The following is an 18,354-nucleotide window of genomic DNA, read 5'->3' as shown; positions in this document are numbered from 1 at the left end:
TAGAAATAATATGAAAAAGCATTTGTTGTTAAGTTTATTCTGTACCACGGCAATGACCTTGTCTGGATGTTCATCCACTGCTGAGCAGCCCAAAGAGACAACGGCTAAGCAAGAAGAGCCAAAAGATGTACTGGATGACTCGATAAAGAGTAATAAGCCGGCAAAAACAAAGCCTCTGTCTGAAGTTCCGTTAGCTGTTCAGCAAGACATTATGCAACAAGGGTTAGCTGCCGCTCGTGATTCGCTAATGATTGAAAAACGCATGGATATTGCTGCGAATCAAATACCGGCAAAAGATTTCTTTTCTGCAATTGTTGGTGACAGTGATTATTCAATTGCCATACATCCAGAGGTTGAAGGTGAAATAACGCTAAACTTAACAGAAGTGACGTTGTCTGAAATTTTAGATATCGTTCAAGATATTTACGGTTTTGACATCAAGAAAACCAATAAGGTGATTCAAGTATATCCTGCGGGAATGCGAACTCAAACAATCGCTCTTGACTATTTGTTTTTAAAACGGTCGGGTTTATCTTCTACCAGCATTAATTCTGGTGGTGTGTCCAGCAACGATCCAAATTCAGGTAATAACAACCAAAACGGTAGTAATGGTTCAAACAACAATAGCTCCTCGAATAATAACGGCTCTTCAAATAACAACAGCCAGGGCAATAATCAATCTCAGCGTAGTGGCATCAATATATTTACGGAGAATGAATCTGATTATTGGTCAGAGCTAGAAGAAACCTTGCAAGCTCTAATCGGCACTGAAGATGGACGAACGGTAATCGTTTCACCACAAGCTGGTTTAATTACTGTAAAAGCTCTGCCTAATGAAATTAAAGCGATAGAAAGCTTTATTGAACAATCGCAACAGCATTTACGTAGACAAGTTATTATTGAAGCGAAAATCTTAGAAGTTACCCTAAACGATGATTATCAACAAGGCATCTCTTGGGCCGCCATTGGTGATGTGGATAGCGGCAATGTTGGTTTTACCAGTAACGGTAATATTGCTGGTAATGGTATCTCTTCCATTATTGGCGGTGGTGGCAATTTAGCTATATCAGGCACTGATTTTTCAGGCTTAATAACCTTGTTGTCTACTCAAGGTAAAGTACAGGTATTATCGAGTCCAAGAGTAACCGCAACGAATAATCAAAAAGCGGTGATTAAAGTTGGTGAAGATGAGTACTTTGTTACAGAAGTTTCAAGTACTACAATAACGGGCAACGCCACAACGGTAACTCCTGAAATAGAATTAACACCGTTTTTCTCTGGTATTGCCTTAGATGTGACTCCACAAATTAATGAATCAGGCGAAGTGATTTTACACGTTCACCCTTCAGTAACGGTAACTAGCGAGCAACTTAAAAGTTTAACCTTTAGCCAAGAAGATATTTTACTGCCATTAGCCAAGTCTAGAGTGAGAGAATCAGACACTATAGTTAAGGCTAAATCTGGTGAAGTTATTGTCTTAGGTGGCTTGATTGAGTCGACTAAATCTGAAATTGAATCAAAAACACCATTCTTAGGCGATATTCCATATTTAGGTGAGTTATTCACCAATCGCAGCGAATCAATTGTGAAAAAAGAATTAGTGATCTTGTTAAAGCCAGTGGTTATTGGTAAAGAAACTTGGCAGGATCAAATCAAAGAAGCGCGTTCATTGTTACAAAAGTGGTTTCCTGAAAGCGAGTAAACAATGTATTTGTACCATTATGGATTGTCAGAGTTGCCTTTTACTCTGACGCCAAACACCAATTTTTATTTAGGGCTTCAACCACATGATGAAGCCCTTGATGTTTTATTGGTTGCGCTAAAAAATGGTGAAGGCTTTATTAAAGTCATTGGCGAAGTTGGAACGGGTAAAACCTTAATTTGCCGAAAATTATTAAACGATATACCGGAGCATTTTGTTACCGCATATATTCCGAATCCATATTTGAAACCTGATGAGTTACGCCGGGCCTTAGCTACTGAATTGGGCATTAAGCAAGCGCAACGGATGAATGTAAACTTACTTAGTGAGCGAATTCAAAAAAGGTTGTTAGAACTTCATAGCAAAGGCCATTCTGTGGTGTTGATTCTTGATGAGGCGCAGGCACTGCCTGAAGAAAGCTTAGAAGCGCTGAGATTATTTACAAATTTAGAAACAGAAACACGTAAATTATTACAAGTTGTATTGTTTGCACAACCAGAGTTAGACCTGCGTTTAAATGAGAATAAATTTAGGCAGCTTAAACAACGCATTACGTTTGCATATAAATTAAGAACCATGGATCGTAATGAGGTACAGCATTACATCGAACATCGATTAAAGATTGCTGGCTATAAAGGGCAAAGTTTGTTTTCAGAGTCCTTATACAAACGTATTGCCAAAGTGAGCTGTGGTACACCAAGATTAGTGAATGTACTTTGTCATAAAATTTTGATGCTTTGTTATGGTCAAGGCAAGTATGCGGCATCTGCCAAAGATGTTGCCCTGGCAATTAAAGATACTGAGTCGGTAAAAGAATCCCGCCGCTTTGGTTGGCCCTTATTGGTAAGCGGATCGGCAATAATAACTATGATGAGTATGGTTTATTTCGAGGTTTTACGATGAGTGTTATCAATGAAATGCTTAAAGATCTGGATAAGCGTAAAGCAGACGAACAAGCAATTGCTAATGGTCATTATCAAAGTCGTATGCCGGCGACTGCTACTAACAAAAACTTTGGAATGGTTTTAATCGCAATATTGATCACGGCGAGTATTTGTATTGCCTCAATGTATTTTTTATTCCCTAATGCGCAAACAATATCTTCAACCCCCTTAATTGTTGATAACTCTGTAGTTGAAAAAACGCTAAATGCTGAAAATAAACAAGCTAAGCCTGCCATTGTTAAAACACGAAAAGATGACACTGTGCCAGCTAACAATAATAAAAATACTACCAGTGAAATTGCGACCAATACTGATGTAAATGTTACGCCGAAAGAAGCTGCGCAGAAAGAGCCAACTGCGGCTGTAGTGTTAGCAAAAACTGACCCAGAGGTTGTAACTGTTTCAGCTGTGCAAAGTACACATTTATCAAAAGAAGTACCCACTGCGATACCGACTAAAGAGGATGTTGCAAAAACATCATCGTTAGTGATTTCTAAAGTTGAATTAACTCCGGCCAAGTTAGCAGATAAAAAACTAAATATTGCAATGCGGGCTTTACAAAATGGCCAGTTGAAAAAAGCTGAAACGCTATTGGAAGAAGCGATTATTTTACAACCTTATTATGTTGAGGCTCGAAAAGAGCTTGCCGCGTTATGGTTTGGACGTAAAACGTATCAACCGGCAAAAAATTTGTTATCACAAGGCGTAATGTTAATGCCTGACAATGAAGATTTTCGCATGATGTTAGCGCGAATTTATTCGATTGAAGGTAACAATGAAAAAGCATTCAAAGTATTAAGTGAGCTATCTACAAGTAGGCTTTTAGAGTATCAATTGGCGTTAGCGTCAATGGCTTCACAAAGCGATCATCATGTCGCTGCTATTAATGCCTACAATAAACTTTTGGTGATGCGCCCAGAGCAAAGTAGATGGTGGCTTGCTTTAGCGATTTCTTATGACAGTAATGAACAATACCAACCTGCTACTTCGGCTTATCAAAAAGCAATTGCTTTAGGAAGGCTGTCCAGTAATTCATTACAGTTTGCCAAACAACGACTTGCTGAGTTGGAGGGGTAATTATGGCTACACCTAAATTAAAATTACGTTTGGGCGATCTGTTAGTTGAAGAGAATATAATCTCTGAGGATCAACTTTCCCATGCTCTGAAACTGCAAAATACTACTCATCGTAAATTAGGTGATTCATTAATTGAATTAGGCTTTATTAGTGAAAGGCAATTATTGCAATTTTTAGCGAAGCAGATGAGTTTACCGTTCATTGATATTACTCAGCGCTATATTGCACCAAATGTAGTTGAGATTTTACCAGAAGTACATGCTCGTCGTTTAAGAGCTTTGGTGCTCGAATATGATGACGATACAGTCTTATTAGGCATGAGCGACCCAGCAGATCTGAACGCATTAGATCAATTAGAAATATACCTTGCACCAAGAGAGCTAAAGCTTGCTGCGGTTGCAGAATCGCAAATATTTACAGCGTTTGATAATTTATATCGACGTACTGCGGAAATTGAATCTTTTGCCAGCCAACTTGAAGAAGAGTATGTAGATGCTAAGGAAGTAGATTTTGCAGCAGAAAGTGAAGGCAGTGATGCAACCGTTGATAAACTTTTGCAATCGGTTTTTGAAGACGCAGTACAAATGCGGGCCTCAGATGTACATATTGAACCAGAAAAAGACCGTTTACGTATTCGTCAGCGCGTTGATGGTATTTTGCAAGAAAGCGTCATTAATCAGGCAAAAATAGCCAATGCTTTAGTATTGAAATTAAAACTGATGGCAAGCTTGGACATTTCTGAAAAACGGTTACCGCAAGATGGGCGTTTTCATTTACGTATCAAAGGCCATGAAATAGACGTACGTATGTCGACCATGCCTGTACAGTTTGGTGAATCTGTAGTTATGCGTTTACTGGATCAAACCGGCGGCATAGTTAGATTGGAACAAACAGGTCTACCTGACGACTTAATTAAACGCTTAAGATTACAAATAACTCGTTCCAACGGTATGGTTTTAGTAACCGGACCTACAGGTAGCGGTAAAACAACGACGCTTTACGCCGCACTGGCAGAATTAAACAAACCTGAAACTAAAATTATTACTGTTGAAGACCCGGTTGAGTATCGAATACCACGTATCAATCAAGTGCAGGTGAGTGAAAAAATTGATTTAAGTTTTGCTCGGGTATTAAGAACTGCATTACGCCAGGATCCTGACGTATTGATGGTTGGTGAAATGCGAGACTCGGATACTGTCGATATTGGTATGCGAGGTGCGTTAACTGGTCATATGGTACTTTCAACACTTCATACTAATGATGCCATTACCTCGGCAATTCGGTTAATTGACATGGGGGCTCCAGGATTTTTAGTGAGCAGTGCATTAAGAGCCATTGTTGCGCAAAGATTGGTCCGTCGAATTTGTCCAAGTTGTACTATCGAACACCAATTAGAGCCGCAAGAAAGTATCTGGTTAGAAAATTTGACTGCAGGCAAGCCTACCGCAAAATTTTATAAAGGCAGCGGTTGCCAGTCGTGTAACTACAGTGGTTACCGAGGTCGAATTGGTGTATTTGAGCTATTAGAGCTAAATACCCCTATGATGGATGCATTGAAAAATGAAGATACAGTAGAATTTAGTCGCGTAGCTAAACAGAGTGAAGGGTATCGCCCTTTAGCTGTTGCAGCCTACGATTATGCTGTACAAGGTGTAACCACGGTAGACGAAGTATTACGATTAACAGAAGTGATAGATATAAACTAGTAGATAACTTATGGCAGCATTTCATTACATTGGCCGCAGTAGTCACGGCAAGCAAGTTTCGGGCACTATTGATGCAAGCTCAAGCACTGCTGTGGCTGAACAATTAAATAAGCAAAGTATCATCCCCATCACTATTAAAGCTGCTACCACTGAATCAGCAACAACATCTGTAAAATTGTCTGGTTGGTTGGTTTCAAAGCATGTATCTCCTATAGACATGATCATGTTTTGTCGGCAAATGTATGCATTAATGCGTTCAGGCGTGCCAATATTAAGTGCAATGCGAGGCTTGGCAGATACGACAAAATCAAAAGCATTACAGGATGTGTTATTTGCCATTCATGAAAAATTAGAAAAAGGCTTCAGCTTGTCATCATCAATGTCAAACTATCCAGAAGTGTTTGGTAAGTTAATGGTGTCGGTTGTTCATGTTGGTGAAAACACAGGTCAGTTGGATGAGTCATTCGCCAAACTTGCTCAGTATTTAGAGCGAGAAGAAGAAACTAAAAAAAATATAAAACAAGCAATGCGCTATCCAAGCTTTGTTATAATCGCCATTGTTATCGCTATGTTTATTCTAAATATTTGGGTAATTCCTATTTTTGCTGACATGTTTAAGCAATTTCAAACAGAACTTCCTTGGGCCACACAATGGCTAATTGCCAGTTCAAACTTCTTCACTAACTATTGGTGGCTGATTTTAGCAGTTATGTTTATCAGCGTATTCTCTTTTAAACGGTACGTTGCGACTGAGCATGGTTTATATAATTGGGATAAACGTAAATTAAGTATTCCTCTCGTTGGAGAAATTATTGAACGTTCGCTGTTAGCGAGATTTTCCCATAGTTTTTCAATTGTGTTAAAGGCTGGTATCCCAATTACCACCGGACTGAGCTTAACCGCAGATGCAATTGGCAACAGTTTTATGACCGATAAAGTTAGAAGAATGCGTCAACAGGTTGAAACTGGAGAAACTTTACTGCGCACTTCTAAGTCGAGTGAACTTTTTACACCGTTAGTATTACAAATGATTTCAGTTGGTGAAGAAACCGGTAAAATTGATGAACTACTTGAAGAAGTGGCTGAGTATTATGAACGTGAAGTTGATTATGACTTAAAAACATTAACCGATCGAATAGAGCCTATTTTAATCAGCTTTATGGCCGGATTGGTATTAATACTTGCACTGGGCATTTTCACGCCAATGTGGGATATGTACTCGGCGGTGCAGGGGTAAATGATTATGCATTGTGAAATACAGGCTTAACTAACTATGGCAATACGTAATGTTAGCCAGATAAAAGTATTACTTATCGTGGTTATTGTTTTTGTATTGATGGCGACATTTTTAAGTTATTTTCATAAAAATGAAGAAGACCTATATAAAACCAGTATGGCAGCTTCAGCAGCTGAATTTACCAGTAAGGTACTGTTAATTCATTCGCAATGGTTTATGACCGGCAAGCCAGACAGTGTCACGATTAAAGAGCGGTTACCAGGTTCTAGTGAACAGTTTGATTCGAAGGTTTTTAATTTAAATGAATTTGGTTGGCCAGATTTAGTTTTGGATCATGACGCTTGTGAACGAATTTGGAACAAAGTCACAGGTGCTGAAATGAAAGTGTTGAATAAACCGTTATTTGCTGTAGAGCTAAAGAATAATACAAAGCAAAAAGCACGAATTTGCAGATACCAATTAAATGAGCGAATATATATAGAGTACAATAGCTCTAATGGCAAAATAACCAATAAAAATTAGCAGGTTAATGAGATTTATGTTGATTTAAACTCAATCTCTATTACAGTTAGAATTATACAGATAGTTTGAGGGAATTATGAAAAACTACAAATTAAACCAACGCCTAAACCTTAACAAAGGTTTCACCTTAATTGAATTAGTTATCGTTGTGGTATTACTTGGTTTATTAGCCGTAACCGCGATACCTAAATTTATCGACTTAACAGAGCAAGCTCAACAAGCGAATATTGAAGGCATGGCTGGTGGTTTTGCAACTGGTGTCTCACTTGCCCGCGCCCAATGGGAAGCTGAAGGGCGAACCAGTGATGGTCAATTTAATGTCGTAAATTATGATGGTAGTAATTTAATTTTAACAACTGAAAATCAAAATAATGGCGTACGTCCTGGCTATCCTATCGGCTTATCCGATGGTAATAACCCAAATGATTCTTTGGAATTAGCTGACTGTGTAGATATTTGGAACAACATCTTACAACAACCACCGTTGCTTACCAGTGACTTAAGTGAGTTAAATGGTGTCGATACTGATAGCTATAAATACTTCGCTGCAGTAGGTGGTGCGGGTCCTCTGAGCTCTTGTGTATACTTTTTAAAAGAGACACTAGCTAAAAATGGTGACGACTACACAGCACCTGCCGATGAGAATGTTGGTAATAATTTTTCTTATCAACCAGCTACAAGTTCAGTAGTGATAAACATAAACCAAAATTAGTTAATGGTAAGTACCAGCTGTTACTCTATTGTTACAATTGAGTACAACTTAGGGTTAACTTTTCTTTTACAATGGCGCTATTAACTTAATTAACAACGAATTTAAATATTTATCAAGGGGTTCTGAATGAACAACAATAAAGGTTTTACACTAATCGAATTAGTAATCGTAATCGTAATTTTAGGTATTTTAGCCGCAACGGCTGCACCGAAGTTTATCGACTTAACTGGCGATGCTCGTGAATCAGTGATCAAAGGTGTACAAGGTTCGATTAATTCTGCTGCTGATATAGCGCATGCTAAAGCATTAATTGAAGGTGAGACTTCAGACACGGGTAACATTGATGTTGGTGGAGCTTCTATAGCACTTGCTTTTGGCTGGCCTACAAATAATTCTATTAGTGAGTTAATTGAACTAAGTACTGACAGTGGTATTGTTGAGGCATCAGGTGCAGCAGGAACTTTCCAACATGAAGATGCTGAAACGCTAGCGGAATGTCAGGTTGTTTACAGTGAAACTAGTGATTCAGAAGTTCGACCAGGTGTTGTAGCAACAACAACCGGTTGTTAATACCCTAAACCAGAACTTGAAATAAAGCCTACTTCGGTAGGCTTTTTTGATCTTGGTTATTTTCAAGTACAACTTTCTTAACAGCATCCAAGCCCCATACCTCTTTTTCAGGATACAATTTTTCAGCGTCTAAGATTAATGATATTGATACGTTATCATCTACTGGCTTACCAATATTATGCAACGTTTGAATTGCGGTGATCATATTCTGATAAACTTCTTCTCTAGGTGTTAGCAATACGAATGTTCGACCCCATTCAATATAATCTATCAAAGCTTGTGGGTCGTGATTAGCAAAGCCAACCTCTAGCCTGTGATTGTAGGTCACACGTTCTGTCAGAGCTTTCCATGGTAGCGGATTAATAATCCTGTGAATAAACGCTTCATCATGGGGTTCAGACTTAGCATATTCCTTTAATAAATAACCGGTATGAAACGTGGTTAGCATAAATGGGATGATGATTGCTAAATTGATTACTGCGATAAATTTAACTAAAAACGTTTGCGGCACTGGCTTAAGCGAAAACGAGGTTAAACCTTGTTGAGTAAAATTAATCAACAATAGAAACACCACCCAATGTGGTACTGAGTGATAAAAAGGGTACTCGGTTTGAGTATGTAACAATATAGGGGTGAGCAGAGCAATATAGGCAAATGCTGTTCTAGCCTTAATATTGGCAAACAAATAAAAATAGCCTAATGCGAATATCAACAACCCCAATATTGCGACAATGCCTCCTTCTACGCCCCAGAGTAAAATTTCATTATGAGGATGGTCTAATTTATCGAGCGGCATAAGCAAGTCAGGGTTTTCGTTCATTATGGCAAGATGAAATTCTCTATATTTTCGTTCAAAATCACCGTAACCTACCCCTGTTAAAGGTTTGTTGTATATCATATGAGCAGATACACGATATATGTCTGAACGCGCGCCAGCATCTTTATAGATTTCGGCGCCTCTGTCTTGAGTATCAATAAATGTGGTTGATATAAATGCTGCGCTTATGCCACTGATAATGATTAATAATACCAATAGTGTTTTTTTGACGCTTTGTTTACATATAAATGGTAGTAGTAGAATTAGAGCAACTATCACACCTAAAAAACCTACTCGAGACTGTAAAAGAACAAGTAATAAAGGTGTTGAAAACAAGATAAACACTAAAAGTGGCTTATGCCATTTTTCTTGTTCAGTTGGCGTAATTGTTGTAAATAAATACGCGGCTAAAATTAACCCTGTGGCTAAAAAGCTGGCAATAACATTGGGCTGTAAAAATAAACCTATTGGTCTAGTAGCACCAGGTGTATAACCTGGCCAAGTGCTAGGCTCTGTAACGAAATAATATTGCACCAAGCTGACCAATGCCGATATTGATACCCCGATTAGAATGAGAAACAGCACATCATTGTTTTGTTTTTGAGAAAGTTGAAATTGATTTATCGCAACTAAAAATACTAAGCCTGTCAATAAGCCTAACAGTCTAGGAATGGCATAATCGCTAAATTCTCCTTCATAAAACATCGGTATGCACATAAGTGCAAAGCCGATGCATATAAAAATGTGTAATTTGTGAAGTCGGATCTCTTTCTGAACAGCAATTTGCCAAAGTCCAAGGGCGATTAATATGGATACAAATATCCAGCTCATTACATTAAATGGTAAATATAAACCTGAGCCACCCGGTGTGAGTAGGGTGAAGTGCATGGCAAAAATAAAAAACAGTAATAATACGAAACGGAATCTAGGGTAAAGGCTTAACATTTTAATTTATTTTTATTACGAATAACCTCAGTATAGCCAATAAAAAAAGTTTAATCTTTGTTATGCTATATTATTAATAACACTATATTTTTTATAAATCTTTAAACTTTCTCTAGATAGTGATTGTTGTAGTAAACAGTTAAGGCTGAACATTGGAAAAAAGTAAATCCTTCGGTAGTGGTTTTACATTAATTGAACTCGTTGTAGTCGTACTGATTATCAGTATTTTGGCTATTACTGTTGTGCCTAAAATGATTGGCAGTGGCAGTTTTGACTCCTTCGTTTATCGCGACCAGATGATCTCAAGTTTACGGTTAATGCAACAGCAAGCCATGCAACAAACCGATAGCAACTCATGTCATCAAATAATCGTTAATAGTGATGGCTATGGTGCATCATCAAATTGTTCAACTCACACATTAATCCCCAATTGGCAGAATGAATATACCGGCTTTGCTATTCCTATAGATTCCACTGTGCAATTATCTGGCGCAAGCACGTTAACATTTGATTCTTTAGGTAGGGTAGCTGAATGTGGCAGTGGTTGTATTATTGAATTAAGCAGTGATGATAGTGCATTACTCTGTATTGAAAGTCAGGGCTATATCCATGATTGTTAATCTAAAATCAACTAAATATCAGCAAGGCTTTACCCTTATTGAGCTAGTCATTGGTATGACCGTAATGGTAGTCGCCATTGGTTTTATGATGGCGGCCATGTTGCCTAAAGAAAAAGAAAGTGCCGATCAAATTCATTTGATCAGAGCCGCAGAGCTGGGGCAATCCTTAATGAATGAGATAACGTCAAAAGCGTTTGATCAAAACTCAGATCTAAGCGGTGGTTTTTTGCGCTGTAATGAAACCGGTTTTCAACCATGTTCAACCGTTTTAGGCAAAGAAGGTGAAAACAGGACTACCTTTAATGATGTCGATGATTACAACGGTCTTACAAGTATTGAAGATGCTTTAGGTAATGATGTTTCAGAGCGCTATAGGAATTTTTCTGTTCTGGTTAGTGTGCAATATGATAATGATTATGATGGTGGCTCATCAGACAGCTATAGTGGCGTGATCGACAATTCTGCTTTAGCAAAATTGATCACGATAACGGTAACGACTCCTTTAGGGACTCCTATAACACTGGCAACCTATAAGGCTAACTTTGAATGATGACTAGTGTTACTAATAAACAATGCAAGGGCTTTACACTAATTGAATTGGTTTTGGTTATTGCTATTTTAGGAATTATTTCTGTAGGCTTTATTGGTGTTATCAATATTGGCTCAAATGTTTATAACAATGTTTCAAATCGAGATGAGCTAATTTCAGATGCTCGTTTTGCAGTAGAACGACTGAACCGAGAGCTACGAGATGCTTTACCAAATTCAATACGGATTTTAGCTAATGGCACCAGCCAATGCTTGGAGTTTGTACCCATTAAAAGTAATAATGTTTACTTATCTCTAGCAACAATTACCGACCCTGTAAGCGATGCTATTGAAGTTGTTAAAGCGAGCACACCATACACTTTTATTAATTCTGATCGGGTTGTTGTTTATCCGATAGAGGCTAATGACGTATATAACTTAAGTGTAAGTAAATCGTCTTTAATTAGTAATGTTGATACTACTACAGATACAAATGAAAGCAGTTGTGAGCCCAATTGTGATTTTTCTTGGGATATTACTCTAGCTAATCCAATGACATTTGCTGCCGACTCGCCCAATAATAGGTTGTTTATTGTTGCTGAACCGGTAAGTTATTGTGTTATCAATAGCAGATTATTAAGAAAAGATGATCAAGGCTTTTTGAATAACCAATCAATTTATACTGATGGCGTTTTAATGGCGGAACATATTGATGTATGTAACGGTAGTTGTTTACCATTTTCGTATAATTCAACTAAGGCTATCGCGCAAATTGACCTTAGTTTCACTCGTAATAATGAAACCATATTCTTTAGTAATGGAGTGCACATAACCAATGTACCCTAGAAACCCATTACTGTTAACCAAGCAGAAAGGAGCGAGTTTAATAATGGCGGTTTTCATGCTGGTCATTTTTAGTTTGTTCGCAGCAGTTCTGGTGAGAATGGTTGGTAGCTCAACAGAGAATATTTCTTATGAAGTGATTGGCTTACGAGCATATGCGGCAGCAGATTCAGGTTTACAATGGGGGCTACAGCAAATATTCCCTCTTTCATCTGGAGTTATAGAGTGTGCTAATGTTGATTTTAATAATGTTCCTATTCTACAGGTGGCAGGGCTAGAGCAATGCCAAATAGAAAGTTTGCAATGTAGTGATTTTGTCGAGGGCGATACACGTTATTATACAATCACAAGCACAGGAACATGTACAAGTGGCGATATTACTACGAGCAGAACTTTACAGATAGATGCTAGGAATTTATAACTTTGGTTGTTAATAATAAATATAAAAGCAATGTTGCCATTTACTTTTTGGGTTTAGCTTTAATGTTGCTTATTCAAAACGTATACGCAACATGTTCACCTTATATCGGTGAAGTAACTATTAATGAAGTTTATCGAATACCAGGTCAAGGTAATAATCCTACAACAGGCTTTATAGAAGTTAAGATTATTGGTGAAGATCTCGATGCATTTCCAGTGAATACATGGCAGCTATCACTTTGTGATAGTACAAATACTTGTGAGTTAATCCCGTTAACGAACGCCGGTAAGCTTTGTGATGATTGTCCTTGGATATTTCTCGCAGAAGATGGCATAGATCCACAAGAGTATAATGCTGAGCTTGTTGATTTCACTAATGGCTTTGATTTAAGGCTTCTGGATGAAAACGGTGCTGATGTTGATTACTTAACAGTAAATGGCGTATTAAATCAGTTTCCTGTCGCAGATTGCCCTTATCCTTACCCTAAGTTAGCGATATCAGATAATAGTACTAAATCTATCCATCGAATTGGTGATGGAACAGGTTTTTGGGTACCAGTTGTATGTAATTCACCTAGTTGTAGCTCTCCAGGTGATGGCAATGATGATCCTAGTTTCCCTTATTTGATTATTGATAGTGTTGAGGTTACTCAAGGAGAAACTGCAACTCTAACTGTCTCTATGGTCGATAAAAATGGAAATAGTACAACATTTGATCAAATTGTAAGTTTTGACTTTCGAACGGAAGATGGTACTGCCCTTGTCGATGATCACTACATTGGCAGGGTGGATACGTTTAATATTTTTATCGGTGAATCAAGTACCGAAGTAGAAGTTGATTCTGTGCTTGTGCCTGACTTGGTGACAAGATACTTTCAAGGTGTCGTATTTGGCTCTTCAGCTGCAAATGTAGGTGAAGGCATTAGTGATATAACTATTTTGCCTGCCACTTTAAGCGGTATTTATCAAATTAAACATGATGGACAAGGCCTAACGTGCGAAGCAGAGCCGATAGAGATTATTGCTTGTACAGATGCAACTTGTACAACCATCGATACTTCAATAACGACCGATGTAATTTTATCCGTTAACGGTGTGGGACAAACGGTGAGTATTGTAGATGGCATCAGTGATAATGCCAGTTTTGTTCATGTCGACCCTATTACTCCAGCAATATTATCTTTGTCTGATGATTACCTTTGTTTGAATACATCAGATAATTCAGATTCTTGCCAATTAACTTTTGCCGATGCTGGTTTTGTGCTTGAGGCGTTAGATGCAACGTCTTGTTTGAGTACACAAGTGTTAATAAAAGCAGTTAAAAAAGATGAAGTTACTAAGCAATGCGTTGGCGCGTTAGTTGGTAATAAAAATATCAATTTTAGTTTTAACTACAGTAATCCTATAACAGGCTCCACATTGCCCTCTATTAATGGGGTTGATATGGCTGTTGCTGGCGTTGATAAAAGCTTTGTAGTGAATTTTAATAGTAACAGTGCAGCTATCATAAATGACTTTAATTATCGTGATAGTGGTTTACTTGCTTTAAACGCTAACTACGTTGAATCATCTGGTGACCTGTCAGGGCTTGTACTCAATGGCAGCGAGGATATTTTATTTTATCCGGCAAAATTAACCGCAGTTGCAACAACGTCTTCAGCTTTGCCTTTAGATGGAAGTAACACCGAAAAATCAGGGTTGGCTTTTAATTTGTCGGTAGAAGCACAATGTGCTGATGGAAGTATCACTGAAAATTATCTTCCAGAAACAAATAACTCAATCGAAATAAATTCAAAACGCTTAGCGCCTATTGATCCCATATTAGGCGGTGATGGCACTCTAACCTTCAATAATGTAACGCAACTAGCGAGTACAACCGATAATTGGCGTAGTGCTGAAATTTTACCGGCTAGCTTTAATTTAGGCCAGTTTACTGATTCGGCTGCAATATATTCTGAAGTTGGGACTTTGTCGGTAGAGTTTAGAGATTCAAATTATCAGGGAATGATGATTACGGGTGATGCAATTTCTGTAGGTGATTTCACCCCACATCATTTTGAACAAATATCTGATCCTAACGTTCAGGGAACCTTAACAACATTGTGTAATGCATACGCCTATACAGGACAAATGGTAAATGCAGCACCTACTCTGGGAGCAATTCATTATTTGGTAAATCCTGAACTACGTATTACGCCAAAAAATGCCCAAGGAGTGATAACCAAAAATTATATAAATGAATTTATGGCTTTTCCATTGCAGTCTGCTGACATTACCGATGAAGTTAATATTGATGCGCCAACTTCTGATGCAAGTCAGCTAGGTAGCCAAAATACATTACTCGCTGTCAGTGCTCAACTGAATAATGGAGTGTTTGTTCCCAAAACAGAAGCTGTAGACTCTGGCATTGTAAATTATCAGTTATCTACCTTGGATGACTTTGTCTATGTTCGAGATCAAAATTCGTTAGTTTCACCATTCATCGCAGAATTAGAATTTAATGTTAACGAAATTAAAGATAGTAATGGCATCTCTACAACCTACACTGATTTAAGTGGCAGTGATATCAGTTCTGTAGAGAATACGACAGTAACTGATATCGAAATTAGATTTGCTCGTTGGCGTATTCAAAACAGCTTTGGCCCTGAAACGTCCAATTTAACTCAACCAATGCAGCTGCAGTACTTCGATGAGGGAAGTTTTGTTGTCGCAGAAAATGGCAATTGCACCATCGTTGACCAAGCACTAATGAGTTTAAGTCGTCTGACTCTTGATCCTACTTCTGTCGTCGGAGGCATTAGTACTTTTACCGAAGGAGAAAATAGATCCTTACAAATAGTCGCACCTGGTGTAGGTAATCAAGGTGAGATGAATGTGACTTATGATGTGCCAACTTGGTTCAAATTTGATTGGTCAGGAATAAATGATGGTACATTTACAGAAAATCCTACTGCAGTCGCAACTTTTGGGCGTTATAACAATAGTGGCAGGATCATAAATAAACGAGAAATAGACAAATAATATTAGTGATTGCTCTGTCGAACTAACCTATAACTTTGAAAAAACAAGTTTTTCTCAAAAAAGCAGATTTTTTTGAGCATTTTTATTATTTTCACGGTACATTTTTGTCGTTACTAGGGTATTATATCTTCTAATAATTTACCCCAAAATTGACTTTTGGTAGAAATTGAAAAATATCAGTTCATTTGTAAGGTGCACTGAAAGAAAATAAAAAATTTAGCGATAGGATCTTTCTCCCAATGTTCAAACTTTTACGTGGCATGTTCTCAAACGATTTATCAATCGATTTAGGTACAGCTAACACTCTAATTTATGTTAAAGATCAAGGAATTGTTCTTGACGAACCTTCAGTAGTTGCCATTCGCCAAGACAGAGCCGGTGGTAACAAAAGCGTTGCCGCAGTAGGTACCGCGGCAAAACAAATGCTTGGTCGTACACCAGGAAACATTGAAGCGATTCGCCCAATGAAAGATGGTGTTATCGCTAATTTTTTTGTTACTGAAAAAATGCTTCAGCACTTTATTAAACAAGTGCACTCAAATAACTTCTTACGTCCTAGCCCTCGTGTACTTGTTTGTGTTCCTTGTGGTTCAACTCAAGTTGAGCGCAGAGCAATTAAAGAATCAGCATTAGGTGCTGGTGCTCGTGACGTTTACTTAATTGATGAACCTATGGCTGCGGCCATTGGTGCAGACCTACCGGTATCTGCCGCGACTGGTTCAATGGTTGTTGATATTGGTGGTGGTACCACTGAAGTTGGTATTATTTCCTTAAACGGCCTAGTTTACTCTTCTTCAGTTCGAATTGGTGGTGACAAATTTGATGATGCAATCATCAACTATGTACGTCGTAACTTTGGTAGCTTAATTGGTGAAGCGACAGCTGAGCGTATTAAGCAAGAAATTGGCAGTGCTTACCCAGGTGAGTCACTCGTTGAAATCGAAGTTCGTGGTCGTAACCTTGCTGAAGGTGTACCAAGAAGCTTTACGTTAAACAGCAACGAAATTTTAGAAGCATTACAGGAGCCGCTATCAGGCATTGTAAGTGCAATTATGGTTGCACTTGAACAAGCACCACCAGAGTTAGCGTCTGATATTTCAGAGCGCGGTATGGTATTAACCGGTGGTGGTGCATTACTTAAAGATTTAGATCGCTTATTAGCAGAAGAAACAGGTATTCCGGTAATTGTTGCGGACGACCCGCTTACCTGTGTTGCTCGTGGTGGTGGTAAAGCTCTTGAAATGATCGATATGCACGGCGGCGACTTATTTGCCTACGAATAATTAAATTTTTAAATAACTTAAACAACAGGCAGCATAAGCTGCCTTTGCGGTTTTTATGACTCCAATTTTTTTAGAAGGATATTCCAGTCACAGGCGCATTTTATTCGCGCTTGCGTTGTCTTGTGTATTCATATATTTCGATCATAAATTAGCAAGTTTTGAAGTGGCAAGGGGTTACCTCCAGTCGTTGGTTAGCCCATTACAATATTTAGCAAATACTCCTAAAAAAGTAATGGACTACGCTTCTGAAAACATCGTTTCTCGCAAGCAGTTAATGGTTGATAACGAACGTTTGAAAATGAATGAACTACTGCTGAATGAGAAGTTATTACAACTCGATATTTTGCAACAAGAAAACGACCGATTACGTAAATTACTTGCTTCGCCATTGCGAAGTGACTACCGAAAAATCGTTGCGGAGATCCTAGCCGTAGATAGTGACCCTTATTCACAACAAGTCGTCATAAACCGCGGGTTATCTGATGGTATATACGAAGGTCAACCTGTTATTGATGAAACAGGGGTTGTTGGACAAATTTTGCATGTTGGTGTTAATAATTCACGAGTATTGTTAATGACCGATATTACCCATGCAATACCATTAAGAGTACACCGTAACGGAATTAGGGTGATTGCTAAAGGTACAGGTAGTGTCAGTCAGATGGAAGTCAGCCATATCCCAAATTCAACTGATATTAAAGTTGGAGACTTATTAGTGACTTCTGGGTTAGGTGGGAAATTTCCTGAAGGTTATCCTGTGGCAGAAGTTTCTTATGTGTCGGAAAACCCAAATAAAGAATTTGCTCGAATTAAAATTACCCCATTAGTTGAAATGAACCGGTTACGATATTTGCTATTAATTTGGCCTAACCAGCAAGGCAGTAATCTACAGCCATTACCTCCTGAAAGTAAGGGGGCAAACAATGAAAGCTAGAAGCAATAACCTGGTGATATTTATTACCATCATTATTTCTCTAATGTTAACTATTATGCCTATGCCGATTGGTGCAGATGCATTTAGGCCTAACTGGGCTTTGTTGGTTATTGCATACTGGAGCTTGGCGCTACCCAATCGAGTTAATGTTATATTTGCCTGGCTGGTTGGTTTTATTCTTGATGTATTGCTTGGCTCTGTACTTGGCATTAATGCATTTGCAACGGCATTGGTTGCTTATGTGATTGTTAATAATTTTCAGAAAATCCGTAACTTTTCTCTCTGGCAACAGTCACTGATCATCGGTTTACTAACAGCCCTGTATCATTTGATTATTTTCTGGATTCAACGCTTTATTTTGGATGTTGATTTTTCAATTAGTTATTTAAAGCCAGTAATAACCAGTGCGGCTATTTGGCCGGTGGTGTTTTTGTTATTAAGAAAAGTTCGTCGTCAATTGCAGGTACGCTGAT

General features: G+C 38.2%; 17 protein-coding genes. 16 read left to right on the top strand and 1 reads right to left on the bottom strand.

Features of this window, described 5'->3' with window-relative positions; all coding sequences use genetic code 11:
* Positions 1–10 precede the first annotated feature (10 nt).
* The 8 genes from mshL (at position 11) to RI845_RS16605 (ending at position 8,470) form a co-directional block, all read left to right on the top strand.
* Positions 11–1,702 carry a pilus (MSHA type) biogenesis protein MshL gene (gene mshL, locus RI845_RS16640; RefSeq protein ID WP_348387298.1) on the top strand — a complete coding sequence of 564 codons (1,692 nt, stop codon included), beginning with the start codon at positions 11–13 and terminating at the stop codon, positions 1,700–1,702.
* 3 nt (positions 1,703–1,705) lie between these two features.
* On the top strand, positions 1,706–2,605 hold the full coding sequence (locus RI845_RS16635; protein ID WP_348387297.1) for an ExeA family protein: 900 nt from the start codon (positions 1,706–1,708) through the stop codon (positions 2,603–2,605).
* Positions 2,602–3,723, top strand: a complete 1,122-nt coding sequence (locus RI845_RS16630; protein ID WP_348387296.1) for a tetratricopeptide repeat protein — start codon at positions 2,602–2,604, stop codon at positions 3,721–3,723. The genes RI845_RS16635 and RI845_RS16630 overlap by 4 nt, the downstream gene beginning before the upstream one ends.
* A 2-nt stretch (positions 3,724–3,725) precedes the next feature.
* Positions 3,726–5,429: a GspE/PulE family protein gene (locus RI845_RS16625; RefSeq protein WP_348387295.1), complete on the top strand. Its 1,704-nt coding sequence runs from the start codon at positions 3,726–3,728 to the stop codon at positions 5,427–5,429.
* A 10-nt stretch (positions 5,430–5,439) separates the two neighbouring features.
* Positions 5,440–6,666 carry a type II secretion system F family protein gene (locus RI845_RS16620; protein WP_348387294.1) on the top strand — a complete coding sequence of 409 codons (1,227 nt, stop codon included), beginning with the start codon at positions 5,440–5,442 and terminating at the stop codon, positions 6,664–6,666.
* Positions 6,667–6,702: 36 nt separating this feature from the next.
* On the top strand, positions 6,703–7,188 hold the full coding sequence (locus RI845_RS16615; protein WP_348387293.1) for a hypothetical protein: 486 nt from the start codon (positions 6,703–6,705) through the stop codon (positions 7,186–7,188).
* Positions 7,189–7,264: 76 nt separating this feature from the next.
* The gene (locus tag RI845_RS16610; protein WP_348387292.1) at positions 7,265–7,900 is read left to right on the top strand and encodes a prepilin-type N-terminal cleavage/methylation domain-containing protein; all 636 of its coding nucleotides are present in this window, start codon (positions 7,265–7,267) and stop codon (positions 7,898–7,900) included.
* 126 nt (positions 7,901–8,026) lie between these two features.
* Complete coding sequence (locus tag RI845_RS16605; protein ID WP_348387291.1) at positions 8,027–8,470, top strand: type II secretion system protein; 444 nt, start codon at positions 8,027–8,029, stop codon at positions 8,468–8,470.
* 28 nt (positions 8,471–8,498) lie between these two features.
* On the opposite strand, the gene RI845_RS16600 is transcribed toward RI845_RS16605, so the two are convergent.
* Positions 8,499–10,232, bottom strand: coding sequence for a PglL family O-oligosaccharyltransferase (locus tag RI845_RS16600; RefSeq protein WP_348387290.1), 1,734 nt, complete (start codon positions 10,230–10,232; stop codon positions 8,499–8,501).
* Between the two features lie 152 nt (positions 10,233–10,384).
* On the opposite strand from RI845_RS16600, the gene RI845_RS16595 reads away from it, so the two are divergent.
* The 8 genes from RI845_RS16595 (at position 10,385) to mreD (ending at position 18,353) form a co-directional block, all read left to right on the top strand.
* Complete coding sequence (locus RI845_RS16595; RefSeq protein ID WP_348387289.1) at positions 10,385–10,852, top strand: type II secretion system protein; 468 nt, start codon at positions 10,385–10,387, stop codon at positions 10,850–10,852.
* Positions 10,842–11,402, top strand: coding sequence for a prepilin-type N-terminal cleavage/methylation domain-containing protein (locus tag RI845_RS16590; RefSeq protein ID WP_348387288.1), 561 nt, complete (start codon positions 10,842–10,844; stop codon positions 11,400–11,402). The genes RI845_RS16595 and RI845_RS16590 overlap by 11 nt, the downstream gene beginning before the upstream one ends.
* A complete protein-coding gene (locus tag RI845_RS16585) occupies positions 11,399–12,226 on the top strand; it encodes a type II secretion system protein (protein WP_348387287.1) in 828 nt (275 codons plus the stop codon). The genes RI845_RS16590 and RI845_RS16585 overlap by 4 nt, the downstream gene beginning before the upstream one ends.
* Complete coding sequence (locus RI845_RS16580) at positions 12,216–12,644, top strand: pilus assembly PilX N-terminal domain-containing protein (RefSeq protein WP_348387286.1); 429 nt, start codon at positions 12,216–12,218, stop codon at positions 12,642–12,644. The genes RI845_RS16585 and RI845_RS16580 overlap by 11 nt, the downstream gene beginning before the upstream one ends.
* A 2-nt stretch (positions 12,645–12,646) precedes the next feature.
* Complete coding sequence (locus tag RI845_RS16575; protein ID WP_348387285.1) at positions 12,647–15,664, top strand: DUF6701 domain-containing protein; 3,018 nt, start codon at positions 12,647–12,649, stop codon at positions 15,662–15,664.
* Positions 15,665–15,903: 239 nt separating this feature from the next.
* Complete coding sequence (locus RI845_RS16570) at positions 15,904–16,947, top strand: rod shape-determining protein (RefSeq protein WP_348387284.1); 1,044 nt, start codon at positions 15,904–15,906, stop codon at positions 16,945–16,947.
* Between the two features lie 55 nt (positions 16,948–17,002).
* Positions 17,003–17,881 carry a rod shape-determining protein MreC gene (mreC, locus tag RI845_RS16565; protein WP_348387283.1) on the top strand — a complete coding sequence of 293 codons (879 nt, stop codon included), beginning with the start codon at positions 17,003–17,005 and terminating at the stop codon, positions 17,879–17,881.
* On the top strand, positions 17,871–18,353 hold the full coding sequence (gene mreD / locus RI845_RS16560; protein ID WP_348387282.1) for a rod shape-determining protein MreD: 483 nt from the start codon (positions 17,871–17,873) through the stop codon (positions 18,351–18,353). Before mreC ends, mreD begins: the two co-directional genes overlap by 11 nt.
* The last annotated feature ends 1 nt before the right edge of the window (position 18,354 follow it).

Origin of the sequence: Thalassotalea nanhaiensis, from assembly GCF_031583575.1 — a bacterium.
In the GTDB taxonomy this organism is placed as follows: domain Bacteria; phylum Pseudomonadota; class Gammaproteobacteria; order Enterobacterales; family Alteromonadaceae; genus Thalassotalea_A; species Thalassotalea_A nanhaiensis.
The sequence above is the reverse complement of the archived record's forward strand: the minus strand, read 5'-3'. Positions and strand labels throughout refer to the sequence as shown.